General features: G+C 66.9%; 16 protein-coding genes, 1 tRNA gene and 1 pseudogene. 11 read left to right on the top strand and 7 right to left on the bottom strand.

All coding sequences use genetic code 11. From position 1 onward, the window contains the following. Positions 1–14 precede the first annotated feature (14 nt). The gene (locus E3C22_RS18425; RefSeq protein ID WP_134763353.1) at positions 15–1,037 is read left to right on the top strand and encodes a DUF2125 domain-containing protein; all 1,023 of its coding nucleotides are present in this window, start codon (positions 15–17) and stop codon (positions 1,035–1,037) included. A gap of 113 nt (positions 1,038–1,150) precedes the next feature. Here the strand turns inward: E3C22_RS18425 and rpoH are convergent, their stop codons facing one another. Both rpoH and E3C22_RS18415 read right to left on the bottom strand, forming a co-directional pair. Next, a complete protein-coding gene (gene rpoH, locus E3C22_RS18420; protein ID WP_134763352.1) occupies positions 1,151–2,053 on the bottom strand; it encodes an RNA polymerase sigma factor RpoH in 903 nt (300 codons plus the stop codon). A 183-nt stretch (positions 2,054–2,236) separates the two neighbouring features. After that, positions 2,237–3,271 carry an RluA family pseudouridine synthase gene (locus E3C22_RS18415; protein WP_134763351.1) on the bottom strand — a complete coding sequence of 345 codons (1,035 nt, stop codon included), beginning with the start codon at positions 3,269–3,271 and terminating at the stop codon, positions 2,237–2,239. Between the two features lie 83 nt (positions 3,272–3,354). Here E3C22_RS18415 and E3C22_RS18410 point away from each other — a divergent pair, with 83 nt between their 5' ends. The 5 genes from E3C22_RS18410 (at position 3,355) to E3C22_RS18390 (ending at position 8,147) form a co-directional block, all read left to right on the top strand. Continuing rightward, positions 3,355–3,711, top strand: coding sequence for a hypothetical protein (locus E3C22_RS18410; protein ID WP_134763350.1), 357 nt, complete (start codon positions 3,355–3,357; stop codon positions 3,709–3,711). Positions 3,712–3,986: 275 nt separating this feature from the next. Continuing rightward, positions 3,987–4,061 (top strand) — tRNA-Glu (locus E3C22_RS18405). A 160-nt stretch (positions 4,062–4,221) separates the two neighbouring features. Beyond that, the gene (locus E3C22_RS18400; RefSeq protein WP_134763349.1) at positions 4,222–5,016 is read left to right on the top strand and encodes a hypothetical protein; all 795 of its coding nucleotides are present in this window, start codon (positions 4,222–4,224) and stop codon (positions 5,014–5,016) included. Positions 5,017–5,319: 303 nt separating this feature from the next. Beyond that, entirely contained in the window at positions 5,320–6,459 is a 1,140-nt protein-coding gene (locus tag E3C22_RS18395; RefSeq protein ID WP_134763348.1) for an acyl-CoA dehydrogenase family protein, read from the top strand. Positions 6,460–6,686: 227 nt separating this feature from the next. Further along, positions 6,687–8,147: a ChaN family lipoprotein gene (locus E3C22_RS18390; protein WP_134763347.1), complete on the top strand. Its 1,461-nt coding sequence runs from the start codon at positions 6,687–6,689 to the stop codon at positions 8,145–8,147. Positions 8,148–8,296: 149 nt separating this feature from the next. Here E3C22_RS18390 and E3C22_RS18385 read toward each other — a convergent pair whose 3' ends face one another. Beyond that, positions 8,297–9,151, bottom strand: coding sequence for an LOG family protein (locus E3C22_RS18385; RefSeq protein WP_134763625.1), 855 nt, complete (start codon positions 9,149–9,151; stop codon positions 8,297–8,299). A 118-nt stretch (positions 9,152–9,269) separates the two neighbouring features. Between E3C22_RS18385 and dapD the strand changes: the two genes are divergently transcribed. Next, positions 9,270–10,124, top strand: coding sequence for a 2,3,4,5-tetrahydropyridine-2,6-dicarboxylate N-succinyltransferase (dapD, locus tag E3C22_RS18380; protein ID WP_134763346.1), 855 nt, complete (start codon positions 9,270–9,272; stop codon positions 10,122–10,124). A gap of 44 nt (positions 10,125–10,168) precedes the next feature. Then, on the top strand, positions 10,169–10,951 hold the full coding sequence (locus E3C22_RS18375) for a phosphodiester glycosidase family protein (RefSeq protein WP_134763345.1): 783 nt from the start codon (positions 10,169–10,171) through the stop codon (positions 10,949–10,951). A gap of 50 nt (positions 10,952–11,001) precedes the next feature. Here the strand turns inward: E3C22_RS18375 and E3C22_RS24670 are convergent, their stop codons facing one another. Next, positions 11,002–11,982: a lytic transglycosylase domain-containing protein gene (locus E3C22_RS24670; protein WP_134763344.1), complete on the bottom strand. Its 981-nt coding sequence runs from the start codon at positions 11,980–11,982 to the stop codon at positions 11,002–11,004. A 274-nt stretch (positions 11,983–12,256) separates the two neighbouring features. On the opposite strand from E3C22_RS24670, the gene dapE reads away from it, so the two are divergent. Then, positions 12,257–13,447 (top strand): succinyl-diaminopimelate desuccinylase, encoded by a 1,191-nt coding sequence (gene dapE, locus E3C22_RS18365; protein WP_134763624.1) that lies wholly within the window; start codon positions 12,257–12,259, stop codon positions 13,445–13,447. Positions 13,448–13,451: 4 nt separating this feature from the next. Then, on the top strand, positions 13,452–14,042 hold the full coding sequence (locus E3C22_RS18360) for a hypothetical protein (protein ID WP_134763343.1): 591 nt from the start codon (positions 13,452–13,454) through the stop codon (positions 14,040–14,042). Positions 14,043–14,083: 41 nt separating this feature from the next. Here the strand turns inward: E3C22_RS18360 and E3C22_RS18355 are convergent, their stop codons facing one another. Beyond that, on the bottom strand, positions 14,084–14,956 hold the full coding sequence (locus E3C22_RS18355) for an aldo/keto reductase family oxidoreductase (protein ID WP_134763342.1): 873 nt from the start codon (positions 14,954–14,956) through the stop codon (positions 14,084–14,086). A gap of 96 nt (positions 14,957–15,052) precedes the next feature. Here E3C22_RS18355 and E3C22_RS18350 point away from each other — a divergent pair, with 96 nt between their 5' ends. Further along, positions 15,053–15,955, top strand: a complete 903-nt coding sequence (locus E3C22_RS18350) for a LysR family transcriptional regulator (RefSeq protein ID WP_134763341.1) — start codon at positions 15,053–15,055, stop codon at positions 15,953–15,955. Positions 15,956–15,961: 6 nt separating this feature from the next. On the opposite strand, the gene truA is transcribed toward E3C22_RS18350, so the two are convergent. Both truA and E3C22_RS18340 read right to left on the bottom strand, forming a co-directional pair. Further along, complete coding sequence (gene truA / locus E3C22_RS18345) at positions 15,962–16,744, bottom strand: tRNA pseudouridine(38-40) synthase TruA (protein WP_134763340.1); 783 nt, start codon at positions 16,742–16,744, stop codon at positions 15,962–15,964. A gap of 796 nt (positions 16,745–17,540) precedes the next feature. Next, positions 17,541–17,643 (bottom strand): annotated as a pseudogene (locus tag E3C22_RS18340) (IS110 family transposase); the annotation flags it as partial.

The raw sequence follows: 17,643 nt of genomic DNA, 5'->3' as shown, positions 1-17,643 counted from the left end.
AAGAGGATAACGGGATGGCCCCGTCAAGCGACAGTCCCTCCAAGGCCCGCCGCGTCCTCTTCGTGGTGGCGCTGCTCGTCGTGCTGCTCGCGGCGGCGCTGAGCGGCGCGTGGTTCTATCTCGCCAGCCGACTCGACGGCGAGCTGACGCGGGCGATCGAGATGGCCCGGGCCCGCGGCACCGAGGTGGAATGTCCCAATCGCGAGGTCTTCGGCTTCCCCTTCCGCATCGGCTTTCGCTGCGACGCTTTGTCGGTCGTCAGGTCGGACGTGCGGCCGTTCAAGGCGTCGGCGGGGGCGGTCAGGACCGCGGCGCAGATCTACCAGCCGAATCGCATCGTCGGCGAACTCGACAGCCCGCTGCGCATCGATGGCCAGGGCTATCCGCCGCTCGACATCCGCTGGGCGCTGGCGCAGGCCTCGGCGACCTTCTGGACGGAAGGGCTCGATCACTTCTCGGTGGTGACGGACGAGCCCAAGGTGGCGCTGGCGCAGCCGGCCTCTGGCGGCGAAAGCCTCGTCGATGCCGACCACAGCGAGATCCATGCGCGGCGCAACGACGGCAATCTTGACATCTTCACCCTGATGAAGGGCGGCAGGCTGACCTTTTCCGACGCGCCGGACCTGCCGGCCCTCGATGCCAGCACGGATCTCACCATCGACGGCGCCGGCAACTGGCTCTCCGGCGCCGCCCGCGGGCTGACCGGGCGAGAGCTCTTTGCCGACCGCCATGTCTCGCTGCGCTCGTTCCTCCTGAAGATGGACAAGGCGAATGCCGAGCTTTCCGGCGACTTCACCTTCGACGACGAAGGCCAGGTGAACGGCAAGTTCCAGCTGGCGATCGCCGAACCGAAGGAAATCGCCCGCCTCGTCACCTCTGTGGCGCCGAAGCTGAAGGACATCGCCGTCGGCATCGCCTCCGCCCTGCCGATGGCCGGCCGCCAGCAGGACGGCCGCACCGTCATCGAGCTGCGGGTGAAGAATGGCGTTGTCGCCGCCGGCATCTTCCCGATCGGCAAGCTGCCGTCGCTGCGCTGAGCCGGGCAGGGCGCCGCCCGAAGGCGAGAGCGGCATTTCTCCCTATGCAAAAGCCGGGGCGCTTTGGCCCCGGCTTTCGTCGTTCCAGACTTCGTTCGGCGAGGCGCCGAAGGTCAGGCGCTGACCGGCGTCAGCGCCTCGTTGGCGGCGGCGGCCTTGTCGCGCACCGCCTTCTGCACCTTTTCGAAGGCTCTCACCTCGATCTGGCGGACGCGCTCGCGCGAGATGTCGAACTCGCCCGACAGCGCCTCGAGGGTCAGCGGATCCTCGGCGAGGCGGCGTGCCTCGAAGATCCGCCGCTCGCGGTCGTTGAGCACGCCCATCGCCGAACGCAGCATGCCGCGCCTCTGGTCGTACTCGTCCTGACGAACCAGCGTCTCTTCCTGGGATTCGCTGTCGTCGACCAGCCAGTCCTGCCATTCGCCGGATTCGCCCTCGGTCGCGCGGATCGGCGCGTTGAGGGACGAATCGCCGGACAGTCGACGGTTCATCGAGATCACCTCGTCCTCGGAGACGCCGAGCTTGGTGGCGATCTGGTTCACCTGATCGGGGTTGAGGTCGCCCTCGTCCAGCGCCTGGATGCGGCTCTTCATCTTGCGAAGGTTGAAGAACAGCCGCTTCTGGTTGGCGGTCGTGCCCATCTTCACCAGGCTCCAGGAGCGCAGGATGTATTCTTGGATCGAGGCCTTGATCCACCACATCGCATAGGTGGCGAGGCGGAAGCCGCGCTCCGGATCGAAGCGCTTCACCGCCTGCATGAGCCCGACATTGCCCTCGGAGATCACCTCGCCGATCGGCAGGCCGTAGCCGCGGTAACCCATTGCGATCTTGGCAACCAGTCTTAAATGACTGGTGACGAGCTGATGCGCCGCGCCGCGGTCGTCATGTTCCGCATAGCGCTTTGCCAGCATGTATTCCTGCTGCGGTTCCAGCATCGGAAACCTCCGGATCTCCTCGAGGTAGCGGGTCAGACCGCCGTCGCCCGAGGAGATGGTCGGTAGATTCATCTGGGCCATATTGCGCCCTCCATCGCTCGAATTCGGCCGCTTCGCCAGGAAGCCGGCCGGCGCGGGGCTGCTGTCGCCAGCCCGCAGACGCCCGATATGACATATGGTGACGGTCGGAAGCGATTACACGATCCCGGCTGCGAAAATGAACAAGGTTTCATTCAGCGCAGATCACGGTTTCGAGCGTTCGGCTCAGGCCGGCTCGCCGTCCAGCCGCACGATCGCTTCGTCCGCGACGTCAACCGAAAGCACCTCGCAGAGGTTCCGCATGTCCGCAGGCAGTGGCGAGCGGAACAGCATGGTGCGATCGTCTGCCGGGTGACGGAAGCCGAGCTCCGCAGCGTGCAGTGCCTGACGGCCGAAGTCGTCGACAACGGCCCGGCTCTCGCAGTCGAGCCGCACGGCCTTGGTGCGCATCGCCGCACCATAGAGCGGGTCGGCGACGAGCGGGTGGCCGATATGGGCCATGTGGACGCGGATCTGATGGGTGCGGCCGGTCTCCAGCCGGCAACGCAACAGCGACGCCTCCGCGGCGGCATGGCCGACGGCGAGGGTCTCGTAATGGGTCATGGCATGGCGGGCGTCGGAGCGCCCGGCGGGGACGACCGCCCGCTTGATCCGGTTCGTCGCCGAACGGCCGAGCGCCGCATCGACGACGCCGGCCGCAGGCCGGGGCTCGCCCCAGACGACGGCGAGATAGGTGCGCGACAGCCGGCCGTCGCGGCCATGGGCGGCGAACTGCTCCGACAGGCTGCGATGGGCCGTCTCGGTCTTGGCGACGACCAGCAATCCGCTGGTGTCCTTGTCGAGCCGGTGGACGATGCCCGGCCGGCGGACGCCGCCGATGCCGGTCAGGCTCGGGCCGCAATGGGCGACGAGGGCATTCACCAGCGTCCCGTCGGGATTACCGGCGCCGGGATGGACGACCAGTCCTGCCGGTTTGTCGATGACGAGCAGAAAGGCGTCCTCATAACGGATGTCGAGGGGGATCTGCTGGGGCTTCGGCTCGGCGTCCTCCGGGGCGGGCAGAGCGAGTTCGACGCTCTCGCCGGCGGCAAGCTTCCGCTTTGCGCTTTCTGCCGGGCGATCATCGATCCTCGTATTGCCGTCCTCGATCAGCGCCTTGATGCGGCTGCGCGAAAGTTCGCCATCGAGAAGACGGGCGAGGAAAACGTCGAGGCGTTCCCCGGCATCGGGCTCGGCGACGACGAAGCGTCTTGTCTCCATGGTTTCAAGCCCTGTAGGAGCGGCGGCAAGGATCGTCGCCGCCGATGAGGGCGCGATCGACAGCGCATGCGAGAGGGAGCATCATGGGGCCAGGCAATCTGGACGGGACCGAAGACGAAAAGCCGCTCGACCCGGCAGCCGAGCGCCTGCGCCGCAAGATGGTGAGGCTTCTGGTCGTTTCGGTCGGCATCATGATCGTCGGGGTTATGGCGGTGCTCGGCGTCGTTGTCTACAAGACGCTGCCGAAGGCGAAGGGGCTCGGCGAAGGCGTCGCGAGCCTGACGGTCCCCGCCGGCGAGACGATCGTCTCGATCGCCATGGATGGCGACCGGGCGCTTCTTCACACCAGAGCAGAGGGCGGCGAGCACCTGCTCGTGGTCGCGCTCGCCGACGGCCGGATCCTCAAGCGCATCGACATCGCGACCGCTGCCGGCAAGTGACGCGGCCCGGTGAGGCGAGGGCGCCGATGCGTGAACGCCTGGCCCCGCTGAGGCCGGAGCCCGCTGAGGGAAGCGGTCGCGGTGGGGCGTTGAGGCGAGGTCGCCTCGACAACGGGGTCGGCCGGCGCTGCGCCGGTCGAAATCTCCATCGCCCGGCAGGGTCGGTCGGCGTGTCCCGCATGAGAATGTTGCCGCCGGCAAATTTCTCTTCGGCTGCAAGGCCTGGACGGGTTGCCAAGCCGAACAGCGCCGGTTATATCCCGCCGCATTGGCACGCGCCCATCGTCTAGCGGTTAGGACGGCGCCCTCTCACGGCGCAAACAGGGGTTCGATTCCCCTTGGGCGTACCAATTTTCCTCAAAGTTTCGGCATCTTGAATCGGGCGCGTCGACGACTCGCACGGTAAAGAAGATTTCCGTTGAGGAAGATCCGCGCCCGTGCGAGCATCTGCCGCCGTCGGGACCGGCTGATCCTGCGGCTTTCGCGGCTTGGTGCCGGGCAGGGCAGTCCATGGATCGTTCGGAGAACGCCAAGGGCGACGCGCAAAGACCGTCGGCGCGTGGCTGGAACTCGAAGCTGCTCACCCTTGTCGCCGTGGGCGCTGCCTCCTTCGTCGTCGAACTTTTATTCCTGGCGATCTTCTTCGGCATCTCGACGGCGCCGGGCAGCGTTGGTGGAGGCGCCCTCGGTTCGATCCGGTCGGCGCTCGAAATGCTGTATTTCGCTGCGGGGATCGGCGCTCTTTGCCTCGCTGTCGGGGCATTCATGACGGCCCGCAAGCAGCTCGATCACATCATCGACCAGAACGAGCAGGCCCGGCATTCGCGCCTGGCCTTCGCCTATATCGAGATCACCAACCGCTTCTACTCACCGGAAATGCAGCTGTCGCGCCGATCCCTGCGGGGGCTGATGCGCCAGTTCGACCGTCTCGATCCCGCCGTTCGGGAATCGACGACGCTGTCGGCCTTTGCGCATTCCCGTCTCCTCGAACTCCTGGAGGAGCATCTGCACTCGGTGGAGGTCTACCCGCATGTCCAGACGCGATATGTGAAGACCGTGCGCTTTCTCGATTTCGTCGAGGATATCGCCGTTCTGGTGCGCAAGAATTATCTGAAGGCGGACGATGTCTTCGAACTGATGGGGACGATCCTCAGCGACATGGGGACGCTGATGGACGAGCATATCCGCTGGAACAGGATAGAGGGGAAAAGCCGCTCGCTCTACGCCAATGCGGCGTGGTTATGCGGCGAAGCGGTGGCGTATCAGGCCGAGCGCAATGCAGGCGAAGAAGCGACGCCCCGATAGCGTGCCGTGGCGGCCACAGGGGTGACGACCGCTCGGCGGGGCTTCAGCCCCAGAGCGGCTTGTCGATGATGATGAGGCACTGAGCCGCTGCGACCGGAACCATGGCCCGAAACTCCAACTGTCGAAGCACGTCTCGCATCCGCGACGCTGCGTCGACATCCAAGCTGCATTCCGCTCTAAGATAAGCGAAAACGCCGATATCGACAAGCTTGCGGTCGTCTTCAGGCGGCAAGGGCTTGGCAGCGCAGCCAGGCTCGCCGATCCACGTTGGCGGGCAGGTCCATCGCGGCCGGGAGGAGACCAATGGATTTTTCGCTCACCGACGAGCAGCAGCAGATCTTCGACATGGCGCGGGATTTCGCAGTGGAGAAGATGGCGCCTTTCGCCGCCGACTGGGAGGCGGAAAAGCGGCTGCCGCGGGACGTGCTGGAGGAACTCGCCGGCCTCGGCATGGCGGCGATCACCGTCCGCGAGGCATACGGCTCGGGCCTCTCGCGGCTCGATGCCGCGCTGATCTTCGAGGCGCTCTCCTATGGCGACCCGTCCGTCTCGGCGTTCCTGTCGATCCACAACATGGTGGCCTGGATGGTCGACGGGTTCGGCACCGCCGCGCAGCGCGAGCGCTGGCTGCCGCGGCTTTCCGCCATGCAGGCGATCGGCAGCTACTGCCTCACGGAGCCTGGTTCCGGCTCGGATGCGGCGGCGCTGAAGACCTCCGCCCGGCGGGATGGCGACAGCTATGTCCTCAACGGCACCAAGAGCTTCATCTCCGGCGCGAGCTTTTCCGATCTCTATCTCGTCATGGCCCGGACCGGCGGGGAGGGACCAAAGGGCATCTCGGCCTTTCTCGTCGAGAACGGCACGCAAGGGCTGAGCTTCGGGACGCAGGAGCGCAAGATGGGCTGGATCGCCCAGCCGACGGCGGAAGTGCGTTTCGAGGACTGCCGGATCCCGGCCGCCAATCTCCTCGGCGAGGAGGGACGCGGCTTTGCCTATGCCATGGCCGGGCTCGATGGCGGCCGGCTGAACATTTCAGCCTGCTCCCTCGGCGCTGCCCAGGCCGCGCTCGACAAGACACTCGCCTATATGCGCGAGCGCCAGGCCTTCGGCCGTTCGCTCAGCGAGTTTCAGGCGCTGCAGTTCCGCCTCGCCGACATGGAGACCGAGCTGTCGGCGGCGCGAATCTTCCTGCGCCAGGCGGCATGGAAGCTCGATTCGAAGGCACCGGACGCGACGAAATTCTGCGCCATGGCCAAGCGTTTCGTCACCGATGCGGGTTTTTCCGTCGCCGATATGGCGCTGCAGCTGCACGGCGGTTACGGCTACCTCGCCGACTATGGGATCGAGAAGATCGTCCGCGATCTCAGGGTCCACCAGATCCTCGAAGGAACCAATGAAATCATGCGCTTGATCGTGGCGCGGGCGCTTCTCTCCGAGGCCTGACCGCAGCAGGCGGAAGCGTCGGATGTCTTCCAATGGATGGCCGAGAGGCACGAAGAGCCGGCGCGACATGGCCTCGACCCGGCAGGGTGCGGCAATAAATTTGCCGGCAGGGGCAGAATTGCAATAGTTTTGCCACAACATGGCGTAATTCGTAATGCTTGCGCACGCCGTGGTCCCAAGGGGAATGGGGCCGCGAGCGACAGCCGGGGGATTGGGGGTCTTTCGACTTGAAGAGCCAATATTGGATCGTTCCGTCGATTGCGGCCGCTCTCTGTGGGGTCGGCTACGGCGTCGTCGGCACCATGGACGGGAAACCGGCCGCGGTGTCCGCCGTCCCGTCAGGGCCGAAGCCGGCCGACGCCGTGCCGACTGCGGTCGCGGATGACACGACCACCACGAAGGACGATCACAAGAAGCTCTCGCTCGCCTATCGTGACAAGACGCCTGCAGACCGTGTCACCCTCTCCTATCGCCGCAAGGGCGACGACGATTTCGCCGAAGTGAAGGTCGCCACCGTCGAGCCGTTCCGCGGCTCCGTCGCGGTGGACGAGCGCATCGCCGCCGCCGTCGCCGAGGACGGTGTTGCCAAGGCGACGCCGGCCGGCGAAACCGCGCTGGCACCGGCCAGTCTCGCCGGTCCCGGAGGCAACGGCGCATCGGCCTTTCTGAAGCAGGTCGCGGCGGCCGGCGATGCCGCGGCGCGGGCATCTGCACCCGCCTTCGAAAGCACGCCGCTCTCCCGGCGCCTGCTCGACAACGACCAGCCGCAGTGGCAGTCGCGGTTCTTCGCCGACAATCCGCTCGTCGGCGGCATCTTCCAGGGCGACGGCAACCGCTCGGACGCCTCGCAGCTGATGGGGGCGGCCAAGGCGGCGCGCTACGTGCTGCTCGGCGAAAGCCACGACAATCCGGATCATCATCGCCTGCAGAGCGACATCGTCGGCGATCTCGCCGACGGCCAGAGCGATCTTTCGATGGTCTTCGAAATGATCCCGCATCGCCTCGGCAGCGTCGTTTCGGCCTTCGGGACGACGAAGGGCCGGTCGATCGATCTCGACGATCTGCCCGAGCGGCTGGAATGGTCCGAGCGCGGCTGGCCGGAATTTTCCATGTACCGCCCGCTTTTCGAGGCCGCGAAGCGCGAGGGCATCGCTGTCTCGCCGGGCGATCTCGACCGCGAACTGGTCAGCTCCATCGCTTCGGAGGGGATTGCCGGCCTTTCTGCCGAGACCCGGGCGCGTCTGTCCCTCGAAGGCGAGGCCGATCCTGCGCTGGCCGCCGATCTGATGGACGAGATCCGCCTTGCCCATTGCGGCCTGATGCCGGATGGTGCCATCGCGCCGATGGCGACGGTGCAGCGGGCGCGGGACGGATCGCTCGCCGCGTCGATGACGGACGCTGCGAAGGATGGCGACCAGGCGGTGCTGATCGCCGGTGCCGGCCATGTGCGCAACGATCGCGGCGTTCCCGCGCTGTTGAACCGCAGGGATCCCGAAGGCGGCACGGTCTCGGTGCGGATGATGGAAGTCGACGGCGAGGACGACGCGCCTGCCGATTACGGACTTCGAACCGAGGAACCGGCGCCCTACGACTTCACCATCTTCACCCCCCGCGCCAGCATCGAGGACCCCTGCGAGGGGCTTCGGGCGCGGATGAAGGATAAGAGCGGCGCCACCGCGGGCGAATAGAGCGCCGAGCGTCCGAATGGACGCTCTCAGTCTTTGTATCACCGCATCACGCTTGCCGAAAATCGATTCCGATTGTCGGGCCGATGCTGTAGGCGCCGCAGCCACGCGCGACGGTCGCCCCGTCGCCGCCAACTGCCCTGCCTGAAACCTCAGAACGCATAGAATTGCCGGATCGCCTGCCAGCCATCTTCGGCCGTCTCGGCAAAGGTGAGGAGCTCCAGGTCGTCCGGCGCGATCGTTCCGGCTTCCACCAGCGCCTCGAAGCTGATCACCCGCTTCCAGAAGCTCTCGCCGAAGAGGATCACCGGGATCTTCTGCATCCGCTTCGTCTGGATCAGCGTCAGCGCCTCGAACAGCTCGTCCATCGTGCCGAAGCCGCCGGGGAAGATCGCCATCGCCTTTGCCCTGAGCAGGAAGTGCATTTTGCGGATGGCGAAGTAGTGGAAGTTGAAGCAGAGCTCCGGCGTCGCGAAACGGTTCGGCTCCTGTTCGCGGGGGAGGGTGATGTTGAGCGAGATCGACGGCGCCCCGACATCCGCGGCGCCGCGATTGCCGGCTTCCATCACGCCTGGGCCGCCGCCGGTGACAATGACGAACTCCTTGCCGCCGGACGAGGTCGCAGAATGCCGCGAGCAGATCTGCGCGAAGCGCCGGGCCTCCTCGTAATATTTCGAGCTGGCCTCAAGGTTTGCCTTCTGCGTGTCGTTGCGCGCAGCCCAGGCGGCGACGCCCGGCGGCGGAATGCGGGCGCCGCCGAAGAGGACGACTGTCGACAGGATCCCGGCATCGAGAAAGGCGAGTTCCGGCTTCATCAGTTCGAGCTGCAGCCGGACGCCGCGGGTCTCCTCGCGGGTCAGGAAGTCGGCATCGTCGAAGGCGAGGCGGTAGGTCGGCGAACGGGTCTGGGGCGTGCCGCCGGACATCGCGGCGGCATCCTGCCTGTCGCGCTCCGAGCTTGGAAACGGATCCCATCCGTCACGATTGCGGTGCGGCTTGTCGGACATGATCTCGGAACGGCTCGATCGCTTCAATTGACCTTCTGAAGGCTGGCAACTAGGGTCCGCGGCGAATTGAACAGGGCCGCCGCTGCGGCCTTTTTCCACCCCCGATGGAGCCTTGCCGATGACCGCGCCGGACCGCGCCGCCCTGGAACTGACGATCGAGCGTGCCTTCGAGGAGCGCGACGGTATCTCGCCATCGACCAAGGGCGAGGTGCGCGACGCGGTCGACGCGTCGCTCGAGCTGCTCGACAGCGGCGAAGCGCGGGTCGCGACGCGGGGCGAGGACGGCGCCTGGACCGTCCATCAGTGGCTGAAGAAGGCGGTGCTTCTCTCCTTCCGTCTCAACGACATGGCGGTGATCGACGGCGGGCCCGGCGGCGCCACCTGGTGGGACAAGGTGCCCTCGAAGTTTCAGGGCTGGGGCGAGAACCGCTTCCGCGAGGCGGGGCTGCGCGCCGTGCCGAACGCCGTGGTCCGCCGCTCCGCCTTTATCGGCAAGGGCGTCGTCCTGATGCCGTCCTTCGTTAATCTCGGCGCCTATGTCGACGAGGGCACGATGGTCGACACCTGGGCGACGGTCGGCTCCTGCGCCCAGATCGGCAAGAACGTGCATCTTTCCGGCGGCGTCGGCATCGGCGGCGTGCTCGAGCCGATGCAGGCCGGCCCGACGATCATCGAGGACAACTGCTTCATCGGCGCCCGCTCCGAAGTGGTCGAGGGGTGCATCGTCCGCGAGGGTTCGGTGCTCGGCATGGGCGTCTTCATCGGCAAGTCGACCAAGATCGTCGATCGGACGACTGGCGAAGTCTCCTATGGCGAGGTGCCGCCCTATTCGGTGGTGGTCGCCGGCGCCATGCCCGGCAAGCCGATGGGCAATGGCGAGCCCGGCCCGAGCCTCTATTGCGCGGTCATCGTCAAGCGGGTCGACGAGCGGACCCGGTCGAAGACCTCGATCAACGAACTCTTGCGGAATTAAGTGCGGGCGGTTTTCGCCAGCGAAGTCCGCAGGACGGCTGACGGATGGTGAAACGGTTCTCGCATCGGCTTCACAGCGGCTGGCCTGCGACGCTGGCAGCCGCTGCTGGCCTGTTCGGTCTGTTCCAGTCCGTGCCGGGACTCCCCGAAGGCCATTCCGGCCTCTGCCGCACCGAGACGGCGATGGGCGTCGGATACATCGTCTGCGAGGTGCCGCTCGATCGTTATCGGCTGTCGTTGCGGGCGGTCGATGCGGCCGGCAAGCCCTACGAGACGTTCGAAGCGGTCACGGCGTCTTTGCCGGGCCGCGAGGTCGAGCTGATCGTGAATGCCGGCATGTATCACGAGGATCGCCGGCCGGTGGGGCTCGCCGTTGAGGACGGCCGCGAGGTCCATGGCGCGGTGCTTGGAACCGGCTCCGGCAACTATTCGCTGCGGCCAAACGGCGTCTTCTTCGTCGAGGACGGCCGGGCGCAGGTGATGGAATCGACCCGCTATCTCGCCGGCCGGCACCATCCGGATCTCGCCACCCAGTCAGGACCGATGCTGGTCGTCGACGGCAAGCTGCACCCGCGCTTCATCGAGAACTCCGACAGCCGCCACATCCGCAATGGCGTCTGCGCCAGCACCGATGGCGGGACGGTCCATCTCGTCCTGTCGCGCTCGCCGGTGAATTTCTGGGATTTTGGAACGTTCTTCAAGGAGAGGCTCGGCTGCCGCGACGCGCTGTTCTTCGACGGCACGGTGTCGAGCCTCTACTATCCGGCCGGAAAGATCGACTACCGCCGCGACAGGCTCGGGCCGATGCTGGTCGTCACCGACCGCTGAGGGTTCGATCAGAGCACGGTGCCGGCGGCCGGTGCGGCGCGATCGCCGGCTCAGTCCGCGAGGGAAGGCCGAAGGGCCGGAACGGGCACGCCCGCCTCGTCGTCGCCGAAGCGGGCGGCAAGGTTCTCCTCGCGGGCCTTCGCCTCGGCGTCCTCGGTCGGCTCCTGCTTCGTCGCTGAAGCGACCCGGCCGCCGCGCGGCGTATCCGGCTCCGGCCGGACATGGTCGACCGTCACGCTGATCGAGCGCGGCACCGCCTCGACCGGCGCGGAGCGCTCGGTCGTGGTTGCGGTAGGCGACGGGGCCGCAGCCGGGGCGAAGGCCGCGGCCTTGACGAGGTCGTCGCGGCGCTCGGACCTGGCTTCCCGAGTGGCGACTCTGGTCTCGATCACCGCCGGCACGGCGCGTCCCGGCGCGCTGCGCGACAGGTCGAGCTCGGCCATCTGGGCCTTCACCTTCGAGCAATAGCTGCGGGCTGCTGCGGTCATCCGGGTCGTTCGGTGGCCGCCCTTGTATTTCATCGCCGTGCCGCAGACGTCGTGGCCGCTCTTTTCCCAGGCACCCTTCAGATACCGCATGCCGTAGGTGAGGTTGGTGTCGGCGTCGAGAAGGTCGCTCGCCGAGCCGGAAAAGCCGAGGCTGCGGGCCGTCGCCGGCTTGATCTGCGACAGGCCGTAGACGCCGCGGCCGCGGGCCCGCGGATTGTAGCGGCTTTCGACGCGCACCACGGCAAAGGCGAGAGCGGGCGGAATGCCGTTCTCGTTGGCGTGCTGGACGATCATCCTGTCGATGGCGGCGCTGCCGGAGATCGTGCCGCTTTCGGCCGATTGCGCGGCTTCCCGGGCGGCGATCACCCGGTCGGATTTCTTCACCTCTTCGGTCGAGACCTCGACGGAGGTGACATCTTTCGTTGCCGCCGCATCGGCGGCATCCGCGCCGTCTTCCTTGCCGGCGAAGGCGACGCCGAGCGGCGAGCCGCCGGGGCCGTCGGCGATGCAGCCGGACACCGCCAAAAGGCCCGCCAGCGCCACGAGCGACGCTGCGCGCCGTGGCAGTCTTCGGTCGATCCGATGATCCGTCCGGTGAGTGAGCACGCCGGCCCCCGCTCGCAATTGTCCCCACCTGCCGATCTCCGGGCCGATCGCGGCGCAATCGTGGCGAAGAGGTGGCGCAGGGCGTCAAACCTTAACCAATCGTCACCGTCGCGCCGGCGCTGTGGCGGCTCGGCATCATCTGGGCTATGCCCGAACCATGATCCAAGCACAGCATCCTGATCCCGGGCCTGCGGAAGAGGCGGCCGCGGCCATCGATCCGACCGACCCGGTGGCGATTCTCGCCGGCCTGATCCGCTGCCCCTCGGTGACTCCGCGGGAAGGCGGAGCGCTGGCATTTCTGGGCGCGCTTCTGTCACGCGAGGGTTTCGAGGTCGCGCGGCCGGTCTTCGAGGAGGCCGGCTCGGAGCCGGTGGAAAATCTCTTTGCCCGAAGCGGCGGGGAAGGCCCGCATCTGGTCTTTGCCGGGCACACCGACGTCGTCCCGCCCGGCGATCTCGGCGACTGGAGCCGCGACCCCTTTGCAGCGGAGATCGTCGACGGCGAGATGATCGGCCGCGGCGCCGTCGACATGAAGGGCGGGATTGCCGCCTTCGTCGCCGCCCACGGCCGCTATGTCCGGAAGAACGGTGCGCAAAAGGGCCGGGTGTCGTTCCTGATCACCGGCGACGAGGAAGGCCCGGCGGTCAACGGCACGGTGAAGCTGCTCGACTGGGCGAAGACCCGCGGCGAGCGCTTCGATGCCTGCCTTGTCGGCGAGCCGACCAATCCCGATGCCCTCGGTGACATGATCAAGATCGGCCGGCGGGGCTCGCTGTCGGCCGAGGTGCGGATCACCGGCCGGCAGGGCCACGTCGCCTATCCGCATCTGGCCGACAATCCCGTCCGCGCCGCCGTCGCGATTGCCGACGCTCTGCTTGCCTCGCCGCTCGATGAAGGCACCGAGACGTTCCAGCCCTCCAATCTCGAGATCACCGCGATCGAGACCGGCAACGCGTCGGTCAACGTGATTCCAGCGCGTTGCTCGATTTTCTTCAACGTCCGCTTCAACGACACATGGAGCGTCGAGACCCTGAAGGCCGAGCTCGCCGCCCGGGTGGAACGCGGCGCTGCGGCAGACCGGCTTCGTCCCGGCCGCGCCCCGGCCAGTTGCGAACTCCTCTGGCGCGAGCGGCCGTCTGCGGCATTTTCGACCAGACCCGGCGCCTTGACCGAGGCGCTGGTCGCGGCAGTTGAGGAGACCACCGGCCGGCGGCCGCAGCTTTCAACCTCGGGCGGCACGTCCGATGCGCGCTTCATCAAGGATCATTGCCCGGTCATCGAATTCGGGCTTGTCGGCAGGACCATGCACATGTCCAATGAGCGGGTCGCCTTGTCGGAACTCCAGGGACTGACGGATATCTATGAAGCCTTCATCGCCCGCTGGTTCGCCGCCCACGCCTGAATTCATGCCGAGCTTCGCCGATGTCGTCCGGTACTTCTCCGGCGCGCTGCTTCTGATGACCGGAAAGACCGAGGGGCTGAAACGCCTCGACCTGTCGGCCGACGGCTTCTGGCAGTCCTTCGCCGCGATCGTCATCGCGCTGCCGCCGCTGGCGCTCTCCTGGCTCGCCTATGAGGCCGGCGGGGGCCATGCCCCGGCGGGCGATGCGAATGGCGTGATCGTCTATGGCGCCCACGCATTCGCCGACGCTCTCGCCTGGCTGCTGCCGGTTCTGATCCTGATGATCGTGGCACGGCCGATCGGCTATTCGAAGAAGATCGTGCCGCTGGTCGTCGCCACCAACTGGGGCGGCGCGCTGCTCGCCTGGGCGGTGATCCCCTACTGGCTGATAATCATCCTGTTCGGAACGGGCGAGGGGACGGCCTTCATCGGCCTGCTCGTCACCATCGTCACGGTGACCGCCACGATGCGGCTGATCTATTTCACCCTCGGCAAGGATTTCGCCGCCGCAGTGGCAATCACCGTGATGATGATCGTCGCCTCGCTGATGAGCTACGGTGCGGTGATGGACGTCACCGGCGTGCCCCTGGTGTGACGGCAGAGGCGAGGCGCCCCTGCCGTCGTATCATTGTCCCCTCAGCCAGCCGCGCCGATCCGGTCAAGTTCGGCAACCGCGTCCTCCGGCAGCTGGATCTCGGCTGCAGCGAGATTTTCCCGAAGGTGCCCGAGCGAGGACGTGCCGGGGATGAGCAGGATGTTTTCCGAGCGCTGCAAGAGCCAGGCGAGTGCAACCTGCATCGGCGTCTTATCGAGCCGCGCAGCGACGGACGACAGCGTTTCGGCCTGGAGCGGCGAGAAACCGCCCAGCGGGAAGAACGGCACATAGGCGATGCCGGCGCGCGCCAGATCGTCGATCAGCGCATCGTCGCCGCGATGGGCGAGATTGTACTGGTTCTGGACGCAGGCGATCTCGGTGATCTTCCGCCCGTCCTCGATCTGCGTCGCCGTGGCGTTGGATAGGCCGATGTGGCGCACCAGCCCCTCGCGCTTCAATTCTGCCAGTGCTGCCAGCGGCGCCTCGATCGGCCCTTCGGCCGGGCCATGGACGTCGAACATCAGGCGCAGATTGACGACGTCGATCGCCTCGAGGCCGAGATGGGCGAGATTGTCCTCGACGGCGCGCCGGAGCTCACCGTTCGAGAAGGCCGGATTCCAGGAGCCGTCCGAGCCGCGGGTGGCGCCGATCTTGGTGACGATCGTCAGGTCGTCCGGATAGGGATGGAGGGCCTCGCGGATAATCTCGTTGGTGACATAGGGCCCGTAGAAGTCGCTGGTGTCGATGTGGTCGACGCCCGCCTCGATGGCTGCACGCAGCACGGCGAGCGCGCCGTCGCGATCCTTCGGCGGGCCGAACACGCCGGGGCCGGCGAGCTGCATCGCGCCATAGCCCATGCGTGTCACGTCTTTGTCGCCGAGCTTGAAGGTCCCGGCTTTGGACAAGTCGGTCATGGTCGAACTCCTTTGCTGTTCGGCCCTGTAGCTAAGCCCGGATCAGCTGTGCGATAATACGGGCATTACTGCACGGGTCGTACGAAAGGGCGCACGATAGCCGACCTTGCCGATCTGCCGGAGTTTCTCGCCGTCGTCCGCTCCGGTGGTTTCCGGGACGCCGCCCGCGTCACCGGCAAGAGCGCATCCGGCCTGTCGGAGGCGGTGCGGCGGCTGGAGGCGCGGCTGGGCGTGCGCCTCCTCAACCGCACCACCCGGAGCATCGCGCCGACCGAGGCCGGTCGGCGGCTGATCGACCGCCTCGGGCCGGCACTTGCCGAGGTCGAGGACGCGCTCGACGTCGTCAACGGTTTTCGCGAGCGGCCGGCGGGGACGCTGAAGCTGAACGTCCCGGTTTCGGCAGCACGGCTCGTCCTGCCGAGGATCGTGCCGAAGTTTCTTGCCGCCTATCCGGACATCCGTCTCGAAATCCTCGCCGAGGACAGCTTCGTCGATGTCCTTGCAGAGGGCTGCGATGCCGGCATCCGCTATGACGAGCGGCTGGAGCAGGACATGATCGCCGTGCCGATCGGTCCGCGCGAGCAGAGGATGGCGGCGGCGGCCTCGCCGGATTATCTCGACCGCGCCGGACGGACGGAGCATCCGCGCGACCTTCTCGCCCATCGCTGCCTGCTCGGCCGCTTTCGCGGCGGCGCACTGACCAACCCCTGGGAATTCGAGAAGGATGGCGAGATCGTCAAGATCGAGGTGTCGGGCCCGCTGATCGTCTCGACGAGCGGCGGGATCGATTGTGCCATCGAGGCGGCGATCGGCGGCGCCGGTGTGATCGCGATCTTCGAGGAGTGGCTGCGCCCGCATCTCGAGGCGGGAAAGCTCGAGCCGGTGCTACAGGACTGGTGGCAGAGCTTTTCCGGACCATTTCTCTACTATCCGGGGCGAAAGCATCTGCCGGGGCCGTTACGGGCGTTTGTCGATTTCGCGAGGGCGGCGAGGTGGTAACGTCGCTCAGGTGGCGGGATAGGCCGGCAGCGTCCGCTTCGGCGCGTTGCCATATTCGATCTTGGTCAGATAAAGGCCGTCAGGCGGCGCAACCGGGCCGCAGCGCGTGCGGTCGCGGGCTTCGAGAACTGCGATGACGTCCGCCGTCGTCCAGCGGTGTTCGCCCACGAGCTTCAGCGTGCCGGCGAAGGAGCGGATCTGGTTGTGCAGGAAGGACTGCGCCATGGCGACGAGATGCACCTCGTCGCCAGGCCCCTTGAAGACCGACAGTTCTTCCAGCGTGCGGATCGGGTTCTTCGCCTGGCAGTGGGTCGAGCGGAAGGTGGTGAAGTCGTGGGTCCCGGCGAGCGCCTGCGCCGCCGCGTGCATGGCCTCCACGTCGAGCGGCTTCGACACCCACCAGACCCGGCCGCGATCCACTGCCGGCGGTGCCCGGCGGTTGAAGATCCGGTAGAGATACCAGCGCTTGCGGGCCGAGAAGCGGGCGTCGAAATCGTCCGGCGCGCGCTCTGCGGCAAGGATCGACACCGGTTCGTCGCGGATATGGGCGTTCAGCGCGTCGCGCACCGTGTCCGCGTCCCATTCGCGTGCAAGGTCGACATGGGCGACCTGGCCGGTAGCGTGGACGCCGGCGTCGGTGCGCCCGGCGCCGAACAGGGTCGCGGCTTCGCCGGTGAAGCCGAGAATGCCGGTCTCGACGACCTCCTGCACCGACAGTCCGTTCGCCTGGCGCTGCCAGCCGCAATAGGGCGCGCCGTCATATTCGATGGTGAGCTTGTAGCGCGGCATCAGGCGGGCGTGCGGCGCATCGCCCCCGCGCCCTCATCCTGAGGTGCAACCCCGAGTGAAACGACGGGGAGCCTCGAAGGGCGAGGGCGCAGGTTTGCGCGAACGGGAAGGTGTCGCGAACGGCAGGATAGAAGACGTCGCGAGCAGGAAGACAGGGGCGGCAAAAGTCCCTCGCCCTTCGAGGCTCGCTGTGCTCGCACCTCAGGATGAGGGGACTTCTGCGGGGCGAGCCCGTCGGCGCCGCTTTTGCATTTCGTTGCTCGCGGTCCGATGGCGCTGTGACACGACAGTGATGGAACGTGGAGCGTTGGCGCTTCGCCCTCATCCTGAGGTGCGACCCCGAGTAAAGCGAGGGGGAGCCTCGAAGGGCGAGGGCGCGGGTTGGCGCGAACGGGAAGGTTGCGCGAGCGGCAGGATATATGATGCCATGAGCTGACGGACAGGGTCGGCAGAAGTCCCTCGCCCTTCGAGGCTCGCTGCGCTCGCACCTCAGGGTGAGGGGACTTCTGCAGGGCGAGCCCGTCGATGTCGGTTTTGAAATTGTCTGCCCGCGGTCCAATGGCGCTGAGACACGACAGTGACGGAACGTGGAGCGTTGGCGCTTCGCCCTCATCCTGAGGTGCGACCCCGAGTGAAACGAGGGGGAGCCTCGAAGGGCCAAGGCGCGGGTTGGCGCGAACCGGAAACCGGCGCGAGCGGCAGGATAGAAGACGTCGCGAGCCGTGAAGTCGGAGTGGCAGAAGTCCCTCGCCCTTCGAGGCTCGCTGCGCTCGCACCTCAGCGACTGTGTTGGAAGTCAAGCGGGTTGCCATGGTTTCTGGTGCCGAATGATGGCGTTGAGGATGGTGAGCAGCTTTCGCGCCGCTGCGATGATGGCGACCATTTTGGGTTTGCCGGCG

This window comes from Jiella endophytica (genome assembly GCF_004519335.1).
GTDB lineage: Bacteria > Pseudomonadota > Alphaproteobacteria > Rhizobiales > Rhizobiaceae > Jiella > Jiella endophytica.
This window is presented reverse-complemented; position numbering and strand designations above follow the sequence as displayed.